Genomic DNA, 17,207 nt, shown 5'->3' on the forward strand with positions numbered 1-17,207 from the left:
GGTCATCGTTCCCTTCTTGTAGCAGATTAATAGTCATTCATAGCGGGAGCCATCGTCAGTGAGAGATCCAGGTTACCGTTGCGGGTGCGGATAGCGTCCAGCAATTCCTTCTGGCTTGTCTGCTCATGGATCGTTACGGCATAGACCAGTTCATACAGGCTTCCGAGTTCGGTGGTTCTGATCTTTTTCAGCTCGTAGGCCACATTGAAGCGGTTGAAGACCTCCGTGAAGGCTTCCTCATATCCCAGATTCTCGGGAATAGTGATTTTCAGTGTCTTTTGCATTGACGGTCTCCGTCCGAAGCCGGTACGGTTAAGCACGGCCATCAGAGCGCAGAGAATGAGGGTGAAGAATACGGCATATCCGAATGCCCCTACCCCGCAGGCAAGCCCGGAAGCCATGGTGAACAGCACAAAGGTAATATCTTTCGGATCGCCGGGGGCGCTGCGGAACCGGATGATTGAGAAGGCGCCGGCCAGGCTGAAAGCCCGGGCAACATTGCTGCCGATGAGCAGGATGATGATCGCTACTATAACTGGCAGCAGGACCATCGTCAGCGTGAAGCTCTGCGAATATCCGGCAGGGCTCGTCTTCATGTAGGTGAAGCTGATCAGTCCGCCAAGTACAATGGAGATGAGTATGGTTAATATAGCACTGGTGAGGGTTAGCTCCGAAGAGGCCGGAGCGGTGGCAAAAATCGACTCAAGCATAAAGGACACGCTCTCTTTCTGATTGGCTGTTTCTCAGCATTTTTTTATATTCATTGCCGTATTTGGAGAAGCTGGTGCGGTACATGTGATGCTCCGAGAGCAGCCGGGCCAGCCAGACTGGAATGGTCTTCTCGGCCTTCACCTCCATCAGCCATTGACCCGGCTCCAGCAGCTCCTCGCCATATACACCGTGCTCCATCTTCAGATCATACCGGCGGCAGCGGATGTTGGTATCGAAGGTGATGCGCAGGTCACGGCTGTTTTTGCAGAACATGGCTTTGCGGTCATAGGACAGATACAGCTTAGGCACCAGCTCATAGCGGGTCAGCAAGTACTTGATCTCTTCCATCACCTGCTTGTTCATGTAGCTCTTGAACTCAGGCTCAATGCCGGTGGCGACGAAGTCATACGCTTCCTTCAGCTTCAGCGGGGTCCTTCTTTTGTTGACCAGGCCCAGCACCTTCTTCTTGATCTCCAGATAGACCCTGGTGTCCCCTGCGGGAATGCCGTAGGCTCTGATGCGGAGCTTCTCCTTGTATTTCGGCTTCGCCAGGCTGCTGCGGATCAGGGAATCCTGCGGTGTGTCATAATACAGGTTGGTGATGGAGTAGTACTCCCCCTGCTTGTTGTATTCATCAGGCTCCATATATTCCAGCAGTTCGTGATAGAGCTTCAGACAGGATTCATTGCCAAGCAGGTATTTGTTCTCGTAGCGGTTGAAGACCTCGATAGCCATAGGGTTCAGATCCTTTCGGGTGAGTAATGGGTGCCGCTTGCTTATGACTGTATCTTAGCCCCCGAACCTTTAGTGAATCTTAAATGACCGGATTAAGGTTGATTAAAGGTACCCTTGATATAATGGCTTAGCAGCAAGCACATTACTTATGTAGAGGATGATGCATCCGATGAGAATATTAATCGTAGAAGACGAGGTTCATCTGGCGGAGGCCTTAACCCAAATCCTCAAAAAGCACCATTACTCGGTCGACGCGGTTCATGACGGCAGAGCCGGTCTCGATTATGCCCGGAGCGGAATCTATGATCTGCTGTTGCTCGATATTATGATGCCTGAGCTGGATGGAATCAGCGTGCTGAAGGAGCTACGGAAGGATGGAATCTCCACGCCGGTCATTATGCTGACAGCCAAAGGGGAGATCACCGATATGGTGACCGGACTCGATTACGGAGCGGACGACTATATCGCCAAGCCGTTCTCCTCGGAGGAGCTGCTGGCCCGAATCCGGGCGGCCCTGCGGCGTAAGGGGGAGGTTATTCCTGACGATGCCCTGAAGTTCGGGGATATTGAGCTGAATACGGTGAATCCGAAGCTGACGGTCAACGGCAAAGAGATGAAGCTGAACCTGAAGGAGACCGAGCTGCTGGAGCTGCTGATCTTAAGGAAGCAGGCGGTCACCTCGAAGGAGCAGATTATTGAGAAGCTGTGGGGCTTCGATTCCGAGGCGGAGCATAATAATGTGGAGGTCTACATTTCTTTTTTGCGTAAAAAGCTTGCTTTCCTCAGCTCCGGGGTACGCATCAGCACGATTAGAGGCGTGGGTTACGTCTTAGAGGGGAGCGCCTGATGTTCCATAAACTCAGAACACGGTTCCTGATTGTCAATCTGGTCACCATCTCGGTGATCATGCTGATTGCCTTCGCCACGATCTATATCATCATGTACGTCAATGTGCAAAATGATATCAATATGGCGCTGCACCGGATAGCGGATATGCAGCAAAGACCGGGCGACTCCCCCTTTCCCCACAGCGGCGGAGAGGGTAAGGGGCCGATGGATAAAGGGCCGATGGACCCCTACCAGCCGGAGCGCTCCGTCTCCTTCACCGTACAGACGGATGCAAGCGGCACACTGCTCACGAAGGAATCCAAATTCACGATGGACGATGAATTCTATGACGCCGCGCTGAAGGAAGCCCTGCGCATAGACAAGGATACCGGCCGGTTCACCCTGGACGGCAGCCGCTGGATCTTCATGGTCAAGTCAACAAGCGGCGGGAAGCAGCTCGTCTTCATGGACATCACCGCCCAGCAGAGCATCCTGACCAACCTGATCTATACCTTCACAGCCGTGGGCCTGCTGATGCTGATCATCCTGTACTTCACCAGCCGCTACTTCGCGGGGCGCTCAATTGCGCCGGTCCGGGAGGCTTTTGACAAGCAGAAGCAGTTCATCGCCGATGCCTCCCATGAGCTGAAGACCCCGCTGACGATCATCAACACCAACGCGGATGTGCTGCTGGCGAACAGTGACGATACCATCCGCAATCAGGCGAAATGGCTGCAGTATATCAAGTCCGAGACCGAGCGGATGACCCGGCTGACCAATGACCTGCTGTACCTGACGGAGATGGATGACTCCCGGACCGCGATGCTCCACACCAGGTTCAATATAAGCGAGGCGGTAGAGAATATTATCCTGACTATGGAGGCGGTCATCTTCGAGAAGAATATCACCTTCAGCTACGACCTTCAGCCTGAGCTTACCGTACACGGCAACAGCGAGCAGCTCAAGCAGGTGGTGATGATTCTGCTGGACAATGCGGTGAAATACACGAATCCGAAGGGCGCCGTACACCTCTCCCTCTACAAGCACAACAGCGATGTCCTCCTCTCTGTCTCGAATACGGGGGAAGGCATCGCTGCTGAGCACCTGACGCGGATTTTTGACCGCTTTTACCGTACGGATACCTCCAGAGCACGCAAGCAGGGCGGCTACGGCCTGGGTCTGGCTATCGCTAAGTCGATTGTGGATCAGCATAAGGGGAGAATCTACGCAAAAAGTGTAGTTGGCGAGTCCACGACGTTCTATCTGCAATTGCCTTAAAAAGCTTGAATCGCTAAAGATAGGGATTCCTTGTCCCATTGGGTGCCTATGGATTGACGCCGACCGAGAAGGGTCGCGCACCGACCGGAATGACGCTGACCACCGCTTGGGTAACCCCGTCAATAACCGATACCGTGTTATCATCCTGGTTGGTGATATATATCCGGTTCGTCAAGGGATTAGCTCCTGCACCGTTGGGATTATTTCCGACCGGAATGGTAGTAATCACCGTATTCGTTAACCCGCCAATCACCGAGACATTGTCGGTATCCCGGTTGGGCACATAGATGGCATTGGTAGATACGTTCACTCCCAGCTCAGCCGGAGTCGTGCCCACAAGCACATTAGTGATCACCGTATTGGTGGCTCCATCAATGACGGATACCGTGTTGCTGGTCAAGTTGGAGACATAGATCCGGTTCGTCGCAGGATCAACGCCCACCCGGAACGGGTTAACCTGAACGGGAATCTGGGTAATCACTGTATTGGTAGCCCCGTCAATGACGGTAACAATATCTGAGTTGAAATCAGAGACATAAATCGTATTGGTTAAGGAATTCACGCCGATTCCCGTTGGAAAAGGCGAACCCCCGGCAGGAATAATGGTCGTCACCACAGTGTTGGTCAATCCGTCAATAACAGTCACCGTATTATCATTGAAATTAGCCACATAGATGGCATTGGTAGCGGTATTGACCGCCACTGCCCCCGAGCCATCTCCGGCAGGAACGGTGGTCAGTACCGTGTTTGTCACTCCGTCAATGACGGATACGTTATCGCTGTTCAGATTCGCCACATAGATCCGGTTGGTTAACGGGTTCACTGCAACTCCTGCAGGATTCACACCGACAGGAATGACTGCTACCACCGCACCCGTTGCCCCGTTGATCACAGAGACATCATTGCTATTGAAATTAGAGACATAGATCCGGTTGACGGAGCCTGTGGCTGCTCCATCTTCAGCTCCCAGCAGCTCGGCTGAGACAAGACGGTGGGCGGTAACCAGCTGCCCGGCTGAATCCTTGCCCCATACGGAGACCTCCGTCTGCAATTCAGCGAGACCTTCCGTCGTGAAGACAAATTCATAGGCATCCAGATTGGCAAAGTAATTTCTTGTGATTACCTCATCCGGGGAAACCGTAATAAGCTCGCTAACATACAACGTTCTTGTGAGGGTTAAATTATACCCCTGGATCAGAACCGCAGACGGATTCACCGCATCCCGGTTATCGACTTTGAGCGTCACCTGTACCGTAGTCCTTACACTGTTCACTGCATTATTCTCAATAGGTCCTGTTGATAGAATAGCCATTCCAGCCAAGCCTCCCTTAACATAAGAGATTACAAACTACCAGTCTCTTATAATATATGGAAGAACTGTAGTCCCGCTTGGACTATACTATAGCTAGAATCCAATCATGACGTACCCATTTATCCAGGAAAGGTGTGATCCTATGCATTCTACAGGACCCAATCCGGATGACCTCCATCCGAATCCTCAGATCAGGCAAGTCCGCTTCATCAAAAATATGATTACCCGCCCCAACATCACCGCCGGAGACTTCTCCTACTATGATGATCCTGACGAGTCGGTATCCTTCGAGAGCCGCGTCACCCATCATTATGAGTTCATCGGAGACCAGCTGATCATCGGCAAATTCTGTGCCATCGCCCGAGGCGTCGAATTCATCATGAATGGGGCCAACCACCGGATGGGCTCGGTGACCACCTATCCCTTCAACATTATGGGCGGAGGCTGGGAAGCGGCCACCCCAGAGCTGGCGGAGCTGCCCTACAAAGGCGATACCGTCATCGGCAACGATGTCTGGATCGGCCAGAACGCCACCATTATGCCGGGCGTGAGCATTGGCGACGGAGCCATTATCGCCGCCAATGCCACTGTCACCAAGGATGTGCCTGCATATCATATTGCCGGGGGCAATCCGGGCCGGATTCTGCGGCAGCGCTTCGGAGACGAGCTCATCGCCCTCCTGCTGAAGCTGAAGTGGTGGGACTGGAGCCCGGAGAAGATTACAGCGAATCTTGAGGTACTATGCAGCAGCGATCTGGAGAATATCCGCGGCCTGGCGGGCGAAGCTGAAGCACAATAAGGGGGTGCCCCGGCAGCCATGCGCCGGCTGACTGGGGCCCCCCTTAAATATGCGCGCTAGTTGATTTCCAGATAATCCAGGTAAGCATCCCAGGTCCCGTCATCGGCTGTGACCACCAGCTCAATGATCTGATTTCCGGTTCCATGGCTGACATTGTTTATCGTGTAGACCGCTGGACTGCTTCCGCCATAATAAAAGGTGCCCTTCGTCACCCCTCCAATCTTCAAGTCAACTCTGGCCATATTGGTGTTATTTGAGGCCGCGCGAAGGGCAAAGTTGTGGGTGCCAATCGTGAAATTCTGAGTATATTTCACGGAATCATTGTTCGCGTATAAGGCGACTCCAGAGAACGGCGAGCTGATATTCGCGGTATATTGACCGGCCTTGGTCATACTCTCTGCCTCTACTTTCGTCGTAGCAGGACTGCCGCCGCCACCGTCAGGTGCGACTGCCCTGCCGGTTGCCGGAGAGATCATACCAGAGCATAGGCCGCGGTTCTTGAGATTCTGCGCGATTTGCGGAACGGCCTGGAGCGTGGTCTGGTATTGGTCATGCATGAGGATGACATCCCCATTCTGCAGCTTGCCTGCGGCGGTCACGATCTGGGCCGTGGTCGCTCCGTTCCAGTCCTGGGAGTCCACATTCCAGAGCACTTCGGTAAGACCGTGCTGGGCCTGGATCGACTTCAGGGCTGCGTTGGTCGCACCATACGGCGGACGGAACAGCTTCGGCGCTGTGCCGGTAATGGATTGCAGTGTCTGCTGCGCCTTCACAATCTCAGAGGTTACCTGGGCAGTGCCGAGCTGTGTCAGATTCGGATGCGACCAGGAATGGTTGCCAATCCACATGCCCGCATTCTTCTGGGCAAGCACGAGGGAAGCATGATTCTGCGCATTCTGACCGACGTTGAAGAACGTGGCCCGCAAGCCATTCTGCACCAGAGCATTCAGCAGGTTCGTTGTGGTGTTGGGATTCGGTCCATCATCATAAGTTAAGCCCACATAGCCATTCGTGCACTCAGCGGCGAACACCTTGTCCCCGCTCACCGCCAGTGAGCCCATGAATAGGGACACGACCAGCGACCCGATGGCGGCCCATTGGATGACTTTGAATTTCATTTGGATTGAATACATGATTCTGCACGCTCCTCTCAAATATAGATAACGCTTACATTTGTAACTATAACAATTATTCCCTTTTATGACTAGCTGTAATTCTCATAATCTGGCAGAATAAATAGTAGATAGTATGCGATGACCCCCTACCACGACGCCTGCCTGCCAACAAGTGGAATAACGTTAAGCCTGTTGATTACCCAAAATAAGGTAGCAAAAAGGCCGCTGATTCGTTAAAGTGTTTGTACCCCTACAAACATACGAAACGAGGCGACCTCATGAAAAAGTCTACTTCAATATCAAATATTCTGCAATTGCTGATTCCCGAGGAACAGATAAAACCGATCTTAAAAGAATTAAAGTATGTTGACGTTGCGCGTAAGTTTACCGTTTATGATTTGTTTTTGTTTTTAGCTGAAGCTGCATTCCAGCAGTGGGACGGATACCGAGACGGCGCACAACGGATGTCCCTTTACGGGCAACATGCGGTGAATTACTCAACGCTTTCTAAAAAGGCCAAAGGGGTTGATTTTCAATTATTTAAGCGTTTGCTGACGCTCATGATCGGGCTGTGTAATCGGAAAACGAAGCGTACGCTCGGTATCCCAAAAGAGCTGTTAATCGTGGATTCTACCACCATTTCCGTCGGTGTCGGTCGGCTACCTTGGGCACCCCTCAAAGGCCAAAAAGCAGGTGTGAAGCTGCATGTCGGATTAGTTGGGGACTCGAATGAATTACACAAAGTGACGGAGACCACGGCCGAACGGCATGATTTAACCAGCTGCGCCTCCCTGCTGGACAGCCTATATATTTTGGTGGGAGACCGCGCTTACGGGAAGCACGGGCTGTTTGATCGCTATCAAGAACAGAAAGAGCGGCAATATTTTGTCATTCGGCTTAAAGATAATACCACGCTCGTCAATCCGATCACGCGCCTGCGAAATCGCCCTTTTGAGGGAAGTGTCGAGCAGGATTTGACGTGCCAATTAGGAAAGGTTAAGGCACTCACCAAGAATCGGTTTCGGGTGGTGATTCTTAAAGATCCTAAAGGGAATCCCGTCCTTCTTGCGACAAACTTGCACTGGCACTCCCCAGAAGCCATAGCAGACATCTATAAGAAACGTTGGCAGATTGAAGTTTTTTTTCGCTGGATCAAGCAGCATTTAAACATCCCTAAGTTGTTTGGAACCACAGAAAATGCAGTGTATGGGCAGCTGTACGTAGCTTTATTGGTTTATGTGTTGCTAAAGTTTCTGTTTGAGCAGGGGAATACTAAGGTGCATGTTAGCGCTAGATTAACGTTCGCCGAGTTTGATCGGTTATTTACGCTGCAAAGGCTACCTGTGGAGTGGAAGATTTATTTAGCCCATGCTATTGATTTAATTACCAGAATATAGGTAATCAACAGGCTTAGAATAACGTATCTTAATTCGCCGATTTCGGAGAAATCCAGGGAAGCAAGTGGAAAAACTCCAACTACTATTGTCCGTTTCGGCTTCTTTGGCTGATATGTGATCATTTAAGTGCTATTTTTCCAACTCTTGCCGTAATACGGCCCATTCGTCCCTCAGCAAGTGGAGGAAATCCACCTAATTCCGCTCCCGGCCTCGCCGTCAGAGCGGCGCTTCTCATCAACATGTTCCGTTCCCCGGCTCGCCTTCAGAGCGGCGCTGCTCATCAGCATGTTCCGCCCCCGCTTAGCCTTCGAAGCACTTCTCAGCAGCATTCGAACGAATTCAATAATTTTCCATATTTAAGGCTGTCCCGGATGAATAGGTTTTCATTCGGCCCGTATGATATAAAGTTCGACTTTATCATGAATCATATACGAGGAGGAAAGTGAATGACCTTTGGTTTCAGGACACTGGGGAAGATGCTTTTGGCTGTAGCACTGCTTGCAGGTACCGCCGCTTTTGCCGGACATAGGGTGAATGCGCAGCAGACAACAGGCAGTTATTACCACACTTCGGGCAGCCGGATTGTAGATTCGCAGGGGAACCCGGCCGTATTCAACGGACTCAACTGGTTTGGCTTCGAGACAGCGAACTATTCCCCGCACGGATTATGGTCGCGTTCCATGGATGATGTGCTCGATCAGGTCCGCGCAGAAGGGTATAACTTGATTCGCCTGCCGTTCAGCAGTCAAATGTTCGATCCGGCCTCCCAGGCCAACAGCATTGATTATGCCAAGAACCCGGACCTCGCAGGTCTGACTCCCGTCGAAATCATGGATACCTTAATCGAAAAAGCCGGCCAGCGCGGCATTCAAATCTTCCTGGACCGGCACCGCCCTGATTCCGGCGGGCAGTCGGCGCTCTGGTATACCGCCGCATATCCTGAATCCCGCTGGATCAGTGACTGGGTGATGCTGGCTGCACGGTATGCGAATAATCCTACGGTAATCGGCGCAGATCTGCATAATGAACCTCACGGCACGGCAAGCTGGGGAACCGGCGATCTAAGCACAGACTGGCGGCTCGCGGCCCAGCGGGCAGGGAATGCAATCCTTGCAGTGAATCCGCACTGGCTGATCATTGTCGAAGGGATCGAGCAGAATGTGCAGGGTAACACCAGCAAGTACTGGTGGGGCGGCAACCTCACCGGGGTGCGGAATTATCCGGTAACGCTTACCGTTCCGAACCAAGTGGTCTATTCTCCGCATGATTACGGTCCCGGGGTGGCGGAGCAGCCGTGGTTCAGCGATCCTGCTTTTCCGGCGAATCTGCCTGCGATATGGGATCAGACGTGGGGCTATATCAGCAAAGAGAACATTGCCCCTCTAATCATGGGTGAATTCGGAGGACGCAGCGTCGATACCCTCTCGGTTGAAGGGAAGTGGCAAAATAAACTAGTCGATTACATTGGCACGAATGACCTGTACTGGACCTACTGGACACTGAATCCCAACAGCGGGGATACCGGCGGTCTGCTGCAGGATGACTGGGCAACCTGGAACCGGCCGAAGCAGCTCATGCTGAACCGGATCATGAAGACGGTCACCTTCCCTCCTATTGAACAGCCTGGAGGCCCCGGGACAGGACCTGTAACCGCCACTCCGCTCTACCGCAGTGATGAGGCCGGCAACAACGTGGGCTCCATCCGGGCAACTCTTCAGCTAAAGAGCACTTCCACCGTCCCCGTCCCGCTCAGCCAATTCACGATCCGTTACTGGTTCACCCAGGACGGCAGCTCCGCACACACCATGGAGATTGACTACGCCGTCGTTGGCAAAAACAATATCCAGACCACCATCGTCCCGCTCACAGCTCCGGTCCCTGATGCCGATGCCTACGCTGAAATCTCCTTCAAGGACGGGGCAGGCAGTCTGGCTGCTTCCGGCTCGACCGGAGAGATCCAGTTCCGTATTCATAAGGATAACTATGCAAATTACAGCCAGAACAACGATTACTCCTTCCGGCCGCTACTGACCAGCTTCACTGCCAATGACCGGATCACTGTATACCATAACGGGACGCTGATCTACGGCGTAGAGCCGTAACCAAGCGGAAACGGCTACGAGGCTATTCCAAAGGCAGGTTTTCTACGGCGGAAGACAGTTCTCTTCATTCTTAAAACCACAAAAAGTGAGCAGAGCAGCGATTTCCCCATTTGGAGGATCGCTGCTCTGCGTTTTTGGTCATTGGGGGCTCATGGGAAATCCGCCCGTGATCAGCGGCATTACCCGCTCCGCCAGTTCGGAGGAAGACTCTGATCTTCCCTCCAGATTCCAGCGGTAGGTTACGCCATATAAGGACCAGCTTAGCAGGGTGGCGGCAGTTGCAAGCGGCTTCGAATCTGTAGCCGCAGCTGATCCGGAGATCAGCTGCAGGATAAGTTTCTCGAGATGCAGCTTAATATTCTCCTCAAGCAAGAGAGCTACAGAATCATATCTTTTGAAACAGCGGTGGCTGTTTTCATGATAATTACATAATGCTATTATCAGCTCTTGAAGCGTTTTCTCAGTCAACGGTCCTTTTGCATCGACTTTATGGAGGACCATATTCGTAAAGGCATCTAACAAAAAGGCTTCGAACAGCGCATATTTATCCTGGAAATGTGCATAAAAGGTGGTCCTGTTAATCGTAGCTGCTTTGGTAATGTCGCCGACGGTTATCGAGTTGAAGTCCATGATATTCAATTGCCGGACGAAGGCATCCAGAATTAATTGACGGGTCCGAATCACCCGCGGGTCGTTCGGATTGGGGGGAAGTATGCCAGCCATCCAAGGAGCGCCCCTTTCAGAAGAGATTATAATCCTCTTATTATAAACATGTGCTCTGTACACAACAAATAGGATCTGCCAATACGACAGTTTTTCCGGCTTCTAGCTTAAGCAACAACTTGGGCAGTTTGTTGGTTGAAGGGAGGATTGGAGCTTGTTACTATTGCATTCATACCCCGCTTTGAGAATAATCATTCAACCTACAGGAGGCGTTAACCATGGCTAAACAACAGGAGCAAATCCATTCACTGGAGACCTTATTTGAACCGTACACGGTTCAACAATTAACTATACCCAACCGGATTGTAATGTCACCGATGGCGCGTGCTTTTTCACCGGAGGGAGTACCGGGTGAGGATATGGCAGCGTATTACCGCCGCCGTGCTGAGAATGGGGTGGGGCTAATCATCACCGTTGGTATGATTGACCATCCGGCAGCAAGCAGTGATCCGGGACTGGCTAATCTCTTTGGTGAAGCCGCTCTGAACGGCTGGCGTGAAGTCGTCAGACAGGTTCATGAGGCCGGCGGTATCATTTTTCCGCAGTTGTCACATATGGGAATGATTCGGTCCATGGGTTCCCAGCCTCACCCGGATGCACCATCAATCGGGCCATCAGGACTCGACATGCAGGGGAACAAGATAAGCGGGCCGATGACAGAAGAAGAAATTGCCGGGGTCATTCAGGCCTATGCCGATGCGGCAGTGAATGCACAGCAAGCTGGCTTCGACGGAATAGAGCTCTCCGGCGGCCACGGCTTGTTGATTGACCAGTTCTTCTGGGAAATAACCAATCAGCGGACGGACCGCTATGGCGGCGATTTCCTGAAGCGTACCCGGTTTGCAGCCGAAGTTGTCCAGGCCGTCCGCGCTGTAGTCGGACCGGATTATCCGATTTCCATCCGGTTGTCCCAGTGGAAGATGGCGGATTACACGGCGAAGCTGGTGGATACACCGGAGCAGCTGGAGCAATTCCTGGATGTGCTGGTACAGGCAGGGGTGGATATTTTCCACATCTCGACCCGCAGGTTCTGGGACCCGGAATTCGCGGGCTCGGAGCTGGGTCTCGCCGGATGGGTGAAGAAGCTTACCGGGAAGCCGACGATTGCCGTTGGTTCCGTAGGCATGGACAATGATCCCGCTGAAGGCGGGGAAGCAGACCATCAAGGGATGGAGGAGCTGCTGAAGCGGCTGGACCACCAGGAGTTCGATCTGGTAGCGGTTGGACGCGCACTTCTGGGTGATCCGGCATGGGCGAAGAAAATCCGTGAAGGCAGGTTGGAGGAGATTCAAGCCTTTACTCCAGAGGCGGCGGCCCAATTGTACTGAATCATAGATAATCTCCAAGAACTGCTCTACTACCCTTGCTCTTCCAAATAAAACGCACGGGAATGAGAAATTCTCTCTGTACCCGTGCGTTTTTTTTGATTATTAACCCAGATCACTCTGCCTGTTCCCCCAGCCTGACCCGCATCTCTGCGTAGGCCTCCGGGGTGCCGACATCATCAATCGTCCCCTCCGTATAATAGGCCCGCATCTCCTGGCGGGAATGCAGCCATTCGGGGAAATAACTCGGCGCATCCGGGTTGCCCCCTTCGGCCAGATAACGGGAGAACAGCGGCAGCGTGGACCGCTTATAGATATAGAGAGCGAATACGCCTATGTTCGAGCGGGGCTCCTGCGGCTTCTCCTCCAGCGACAGGACCCGCATCTGCGCATCCAGCTCCGCCACGCCGATACTGCGAAGCTCAGCCGGATCATCCACCTTACGGACAAGAATACAGTCGGTCCCCACCTCGTGAAAATACTCCAAATACCCCTCAAGGCCGAATCCCAGCACATTATCGCCTGCCAGAACCAGCAGATCTTCCTGCGGCTGTTCCCGCTCCAGCACAAACTGGATATCGCCAATCGCGCCTAACCGGCCCTCAGGAGAAGATGTGCCATCGTTCAGCACCCGAACCGGCTTCAAGCCCTGATACTGCTGCTGCCACTGTTCAAAAGCATGAAAAAAGCGGTCATTCGTCACAATGAGAATCTCCGAAATCTCCTCCAGCACCTCCAGCCGGGCGGCCAGCAGATCCAGGATCGTCCGGCTCCCCTGAACAGGCAGCAGCGGCTTGGGGGTATCCCGGGTTAACGGATAGAGGCGGGTGGCATATCCCGCAGCCAAGATTAGTGCAATCATCCCTTGTTCGCTCCTCTACTCTGGCTTGGATGCGGCAAACAAGGACTCGGACAGCAGCCTCATTGTTTGTCTATATATGGTATGGGCCGCCCCCACATCACCCAGAAAGCCGCCCATATACAGGTGGATTACACCGTGCAGCGATGCCCATATGGTGCTGACGAGGGTCCCGGTCTCTTCCTGATCCGAGATCTGTCCCTGCTCCTGGGCAGTGCTGATTAGAACCAGCAGGCGGTGTATGGCGGTCATCGTCCCCTGCATACTCTCCGCATCCGGCTTGAACTCGGCAAAAGCCCCTCCGAACATCAGCTTATAGTAGCTGGTGTAGTCCTGTCCGAACTGCCAGAACGCTTCGCCCAGATCCAGCAGATGCTGCAGCAGATCTGGCGACGGCGGCACCTCTTCGAAGCGCTGGGCCAGCAGCTTGCAGCCCTCCAGATACAATTGCTGGGCCAGTCCCTCTTTATTGACAAACAAACTGTAAATGATCTTGGTAGAACAGCCCATTCTTTGTGATACTCTGCGCACAGTGACGGCCTCCGGCCCCTCTTCCTGGAGAATGGCGGCGGCCGCATCCACCACAAGCTTACGGAGATTCTCCGTATTTTGCAGACGGGCTTCCTGATATGTTTTTAATACCCGCTCCGTGGAGGGTGAAGATTTGTCTTCGCTACTGATAAGAATCACCTTCATTCGGTTATCATGTTATGGACCAGCAACAGAGTTGCCCGGTTATAACAGGAATTCTAAACATTTGAACATAGGTTGTCAATTGAACCCTCACGCTCAAAAAAAGGAGTTGACACAGGCACGCCCTTTTGGTTACTATGATTCACATAGGAAACAGTGTTACCAAAACAAAACATTGTACCAGAAGGAGTAGAACTTATGAATATTAAAGGAAAATGGTCGTTGATCACCGGGGCCTCATCGGGAATCGGCGAACAGTTCGCAAGACAGTTAGCCAAGGAAGGCAGTCATCTGGTGCTGGTAGCTAGAACCAAAAGCAAACTTGAGGCGCTCGCAGCCGAGTTGACGCGCAGCCATGGAGTCCAGTGCCGGGTTATTCCCCTGGATCTATCGCTCGAAGGCGCTGCCGGAGAGCTGTACCGTCAATGCCAGCAGCTTGGCCTGAGTATAGATCTGCTGGTTAACAATGCGGGCTTTGCCACCCACGGCCTGTTCGAAGAGGTCTCCGGCGAACGCCAGCATGAAGAAGTGATGCTCAACGTCACCGCTGTAGTCGATATGACTCATTTATTCCTTCCCGGCATGCTCCACAGAGGGGCAGGCGCGGTGATCAATGTATCGTCGACCGCAGGCTTTCAGCCGCTGCCTTATATGGCCGTCTACGGGGCGACCAAGGCCTTTGTCTTGTCCTTTACCGACGCGCTGTGGTGGGAGAATCGTAATCGCGGTGTCCAATTCTTCGCCCTGTGTCCAGGCTCCACGGAGACTAATTTCTTCAACGTGGTGGGTACAGAGGACGCCTCTGTCGGCGGCGCGAAGGATTCGCCGGAGCGGGTAGTAGCCCTTACCCTGCGCGCTATGGCCAGAGGGAAACAGTACGTGGTTCCGGGACTCCGCAACTACCTGAGTGCCCAGATTACCCGGTTCATGACCCGCAGGCAAGGTCTGCGGCTGGTCGGCGGTATGCTTCGCCCCACACACTCTAAGGAGGATCTATAATGTCCACAGTAACCAATCCACGTAAACGTTCCACCGGTCAACACATCCGCAGATGGGGTTTGGTCCTGCTCGGGGTCATTGTGCTGGGAATCGCCGGATTCCTGCTGATGCCTGCCCCGGTGGAGCCCGCCGTATGGTCTGCACCTGCCGCCCCTTCTTTTGAGACGAAGGGTCCCTGGAAAGAGAACAATAAGCTTAGCTCCGCAGAGCTGGTAACAGACCGCGCGAAGTTTCCGGAATTTATCACTTTTGATGCTGCGGGGCGGCTGTATACAGGCGACTCTGACGGCACAATCTACCGGGTGGCCTTCGATGCGGAAGGCAAGGCGCAGCCGGCAGAAGTGTTCGCCGATACCCAGGGAACACCTAACGGGCTGAAATTCGATGCGGACGGAAATTTGATTGTGGCGGATATTCAGAAGGGGCTGCTGTCGATTGACAAGGATGGAAAGATTGAAGTGTTGGCCACGGAAGTAGATGGAGGACCGATCTATCTGGCAAATGAGCTGGACATCGCGCAAGACGGATCCATCTATTTCTCCGATACCTCTAACTATGGCAAGGTCATGTTCAAAGAGATCGCCGAGAACAAACCGCATGGACGGTTGTTGAAATATGATCCGCAGACCAAGCAGACAACCGTTCTGCTGAAGGATTTGTATTTCGCTAACGGAGTCGCATTGTCTGCCGATGAAGATTTCGTGCTTGTTGCTGAATCGTACCATTACCAGCTGACCCGGTATTGGCTGAAGGGGCCCAAGCAAGGCACCTCTGATATTTTTGCGGAGAATCTGGCAGGGTTCCCGGACAATATCACCCGGGATGCTCAGGGACACTTCTGGGTAGGGGTATTCACGACCCGTCTGGCTTTTGCCGATTACATGCATAGTCATCCCTGGGTAGCAGCAACGATGTCCAAAGTTCCGCAGTCCCTGTTGAATGGAGCAAGTGCCCCGGTGAAGCACGGACTAGTTGCAGAATACGGACCCGAAGGAGAGCTGGTGAACAGCTGGCATGATCCGGAAGGAACCTTGTATGGCATCACCACTGCCGTAAGCCACGGGGAGTATTTATATCTCGGAACCGCACCAGGCGGCAGCCAGGGAGTTCACCGGGTGCTTTTGAAGCCGTAAGATTGTTACATTAATCCACTCTGCTGCCGGGTTTGAGGCAGTCCAAATAGCAGCTCTCTCCGGAGGGGCTGCTTTTTATGTAGATATGGTAGAATCGAAGGTGAACGGAGGAGAGCCATGAAACGATTCCTTGCCTCAAAAACCTTTCTAATCACATCTATTCTGTTCAGTCTGCTATTCATTGTGAATCTGACTGCAACACCTGACGACACATCCATAGATATTGTACTCAGCATCCTCAAATCTGTCTTAGCAGGAGTGATAAGCGGATTCTTGATTGGCGGACTGATCTTTCTTTTACGGAAGAAGAACAAGATTTGAACCTAACTCCACATGCAACTCAAACAATTTGACCAAGGCACTCCTGTAACAATCCATGATATCCCCCGGCCTGTTCGTCCGTCATCCCTTCCCGCAGTGCTTCGAACAGCGCCAGACAGCGCTTGAAATTCCCGTCCTGCTTGGACTGGTGGGCCAGCCTTAAAGATTGCATTGTCCAGTCCAGCCCCTCCTGCAGTCTGCCTGCCCGTCTATGATATAGAGCCAAATGATAACAATAGCTGAAATAATGCGAGAGATTATCTGCATCTTCATAGTCCCCAAATCCGGCACTCTGCTCCGCGAACCTATGCAGCAGATCGTCCACATCCAGCCTATAATTCACCGCAGCCTGCACAATAGTCCCTAATCCCGGCAACAGCTCTTCAGGATTATCCTGCAAGAACTGGGTATACCCCTCCAGAAAATCCATCCTGCCAGACAAAATCTCCACGATATACAGGTTGGCACGGGCCAAATACCTGAATTCCTCGGCAATCTCCTCCCCTTCTACCCCTAACTCTTCCATCCAGCCAAGCTCGGCATAGCGGTATATCGTCTCTTTTGCCTCGTCATACTTCTGCTGCTTCTGATAGGCAATGCCCTGCATCAGATGACTGAACCCGAAGTAATACACAAGCGGACGCTGCGTGTCCACAAGTGGTACCGGAAGCCCTTTAGCCTTGTGATACTGCCGCTCCTCGTAGATACACTGCGCGAAATTGTAAAGAATACCCGCCGTGTTCAGCATCTTGTCCCAATCCTCTAAGCGATATGCCATATCCAGCATTTCAACGATAATGTCCGGGTTAAGTAATTTCAGAATGGAAGGGCGCATGGATGGGGCCTCCTTTGGTGGTTAGAGATACTTCTATTCCCT

18 protein-coding genes are annotated in these 17,207 nt (G+C 52.6%); 9 read left to right on the top strand and 9 right to left on the bottom strand.

All coding sequences use genetic code 11. The annotated features are described in order from the left end of the window. Nucleotides 1-26: 26 nt before the first annotated feature. Nucleotides 27-710, bottom strand: a complete 684-nt coding sequence (locus KDC22_RS31970; RefSeq protein WP_211721530.1) for a DUF4956 domain-containing protein — start codon at nucleotides 708-710, stop codon at nucleotides 27-29. Then, on the bottom strand, nucleotides 703-1,446 hold the full coding sequence (locus tag KDC22_RS31975) for a polyphosphate polymerase domain-containing protein (protein ID WP_173134027.1): 744 nt from the start codon (nucleotides 1,444-1,446) through the stop codon (nucleotides 703-705). The genes KDC22_RS31970 and KDC22_RS31975 overlap by 8 nt, the downstream gene beginning before the upstream one ends. Nucleotides 1,447-1,615: 169 nt before the next feature. Here KDC22_RS31975 and KDC22_RS31980 point away from each other — a divergent pair, with 169 nt between their 5' ends. Together KDC22_RS31980 and KDC22_RS31985 are read left to right on the top strand one after the other, a co-directional pair. Continuing rightward, complete coding sequence (locus tag KDC22_RS31980) at nucleotides 1,616-2,293, top strand: response regulator transcription factor (protein ID WP_211721531.1); 678 nt, start codon at nucleotides 1,616-1,618, stop codon at nucleotides 2,291-2,293. Continuing rightward, nucleotides 2,293-3,552, top strand: coding sequence for a sensor histidine kinase (locus KDC22_RS31985; RefSeq protein WP_211721532.1), 1,260 nt, complete (start codon nucleotides 2,293-2,295; stop codon nucleotides 3,550-3,552). Before KDC22_RS31980 ends, KDC22_RS31985 begins: the two co-directional genes overlap by 1 nt. A gap of 46 nt (nucleotides 3,553-3,598) precedes the next feature. On the opposite strand, the gene KDC22_RS31990 is transcribed toward KDC22_RS31985, so the two are convergent. Beyond that, the gene (locus KDC22_RS31990; RefSeq protein WP_211721533.1) at nucleotides 3,599-4,864 is read right to left on the bottom strand and encodes a beta-propeller fold lactonase family protein; all 1,266 of its coding nucleotides are present in this window, start codon (nucleotides 4,862-4,864) and stop codon (nucleotides 3,599-3,601) included. 142 nt (nucleotides 4,865-5,006) lie between these two features. Between KDC22_RS31990 and KDC22_RS31995 the strand changes: the two genes are divergently transcribed. Then, a complete protein-coding gene (locus KDC22_RS31995) occupies nucleotides 5,007-5,663 on the top strand; it encodes a Vat family streptogramin A O-acetyltransferase (protein WP_173134037.1) in 657 nt (218 codons plus the stop codon). Nucleotides 5,664-5,719: 56 nt separating this feature from the next. Here the strand turns inward: KDC22_RS31995 and KDC22_RS32000 are convergent, their stop codons facing one another. Then, the gene (locus KDC22_RS32000) at nucleotides 5,720-6,796 is read right to left on the bottom strand and encodes a polysaccharide deacetylase family protein (RefSeq protein ID WP_246553158.1); all 1,077 of its coding nucleotides are present in this window, start codon (nucleotides 6,794-6,796) and stop codon (nucleotides 5,720-5,722) included. Nucleotides 6,797-7,056: 260 nt separating this feature from the next. Between KDC22_RS32000 and KDC22_RS32005 the strand changes: the two genes are divergently transcribed. Next, nucleotides 7,057-8,175, top strand: a complete 1,119-nt coding sequence (locus tag KDC22_RS32005; protein ID WP_173141379.1) for an IS4 family transposase — start codon at nucleotides 7,057-7,059, stop codon at nucleotides 8,173-8,175. Nucleotides 8,176-8,345: 170 nt separating this feature from the next. Here the strand turns inward: KDC22_RS32005 and KDC22_RS32010 are convergent, their stop codons facing one another. Beyond that, nucleotides 8,346-8,504, bottom strand: a complete 159-nt coding sequence (locus KDC22_RS32010) for a hypothetical protein (RefSeq protein ID WP_211721534.1) — start codon at nucleotides 8,502-8,504, stop codon at nucleotides 8,346-8,348. 117 nt (nucleotides 8,505-8,621) lie between these two features. Here KDC22_RS32010 and KDC22_RS32015 point away from each other — a divergent pair, with 117 nt between their 5' ends. Further along, nucleotides 8,622-10,277, top strand: a complete 1,656-nt coding sequence (locus tag KDC22_RS32015; protein WP_211721535.1) for a cellulase family glycosylhydrolase — start codon at nucleotides 8,622-8,624, stop codon at nucleotides 10,275-10,277. Between the two features lie 138 nt (nucleotides 10,278-10,415). Here KDC22_RS32015 and KDC22_RS32020 read toward each other — a convergent pair whose 3' ends face one another. Continuing rightward, nucleotides 10,416-11,000 (bottom strand): TetR/AcrR family transcriptional regulator, encoded by a 585-nt coding sequence (locus tag KDC22_RS32020; protein ID WP_211721536.1) that lies wholly within the window; start codon nucleotides 10,998-11,000, stop codon nucleotides 10,416-10,418. A gap of 218 nt (nucleotides 11,001-11,218) precedes the next feature. On the opposite strand from KDC22_RS32020, the gene KDC22_RS32025 reads away from it, so the two are divergent. Continuing rightward, on the top strand, nucleotides 11,219-12,328 hold the full coding sequence (locus KDC22_RS32025) for an NADH:flavin oxidoreductase (protein WP_211721537.1): 1,110 nt from the start codon (nucleotides 11,219-11,221) through the stop codon (nucleotides 12,326-12,328). A gap of 112 nt (nucleotides 12,329-12,440) precedes the next feature. Here the strand turns inward: KDC22_RS32025 and KDC22_RS32030 are convergent, their stop codons facing one another. Both KDC22_RS32030 and KDC22_RS32035 read right to left on the bottom strand, forming a co-directional pair. Beyond that, nucleotides 12,441-13,187, bottom strand: a complete 747-nt coding sequence (locus KDC22_RS32030; protein ID WP_173134046.1) for a sugar phosphate nucleotidyltransferase — start codon at nucleotides 13,185-13,187, stop codon at nucleotides 12,441-12,443. Nucleotides 13,188-13,202: 15 nt separating this feature from the next. Continuing rightward, the gene (locus tag KDC22_RS32035) at nucleotides 13,203-13,880 is read right to left on the bottom strand and encodes a TetR/AcrR family transcriptional regulator (RefSeq protein ID WP_211721538.1); all 678 of its coding nucleotides are present in this window, start codon (nucleotides 13,878-13,880) and stop codon (nucleotides 13,203-13,205) included. A 195-nt stretch (nucleotides 13,881-14,075) separates the two neighbouring features. Between KDC22_RS32035 and KDC22_RS32040 the strand changes: the two genes are divergently transcribed. The 3 genes from KDC22_RS32040 (at nucleotide 14,076) to KDC22_RS32050 (ending at nucleotide 16,330) form a co-directional block, all read left to right on the top strand. Then, nucleotides 14,076-14,876 carry an SDR family NAD(P)-dependent oxidoreductase gene (locus KDC22_RS32040; RefSeq protein WP_211721539.1) on the top strand — a complete coding sequence of 267 codons (801 nt, stop codon included), beginning with the start codon at nucleotides 14,076-14,078 and terminating at the stop codon, nucleotides 14,874-14,876. Then, nucleotides 14,876-16,009 (top strand): SMP-30/gluconolactonase/LRE family protein, encoded by a 1,134-nt coding sequence (locus tag KDC22_RS32045; protein ID WP_211721540.1) that lies wholly within the window; start codon nucleotides 14,876-14,878, stop codon nucleotides 16,007-16,009. The genes KDC22_RS32040 and KDC22_RS32045 overlap by 1 nt, the downstream gene beginning before the upstream one ends. Nucleotides 16,010-16,126: 117 nt before the next feature. Next, nucleotides 16,127-16,330, top strand: coding sequence for a hypothetical protein (locus tag KDC22_RS32050; RefSeq protein ID WP_173134058.1), 204 nt, complete (start codon nucleotides 16,127-16,129; stop codon nucleotides 16,328-16,330). Nucleotides 16,331-16,349: 19 nt separating this feature from the next. Here the strand turns inward: KDC22_RS32050 and KDC22_RS32055 are convergent, their stop codons facing one another. After that, a complete protein-coding gene (locus KDC22_RS32055) occupies nucleotides 16,350-17,165 on the bottom strand; it encodes a DNA-binding protein (protein ID WP_211721541.1) in 816 nt (271 codons plus the stop codon). Between the last annotated feature and the right edge of the window lie 42 nt (nucleotides 17,166-17,207).

The organism is Paenibacillus tritici, assembly GCF_018207515.1.
GTDB lineage: Bacteria > Bacillota > Bacilli > Paenibacillales > Paenibacillaceae > Paenibacillus_AQ > Paenibacillus_AQ tritici.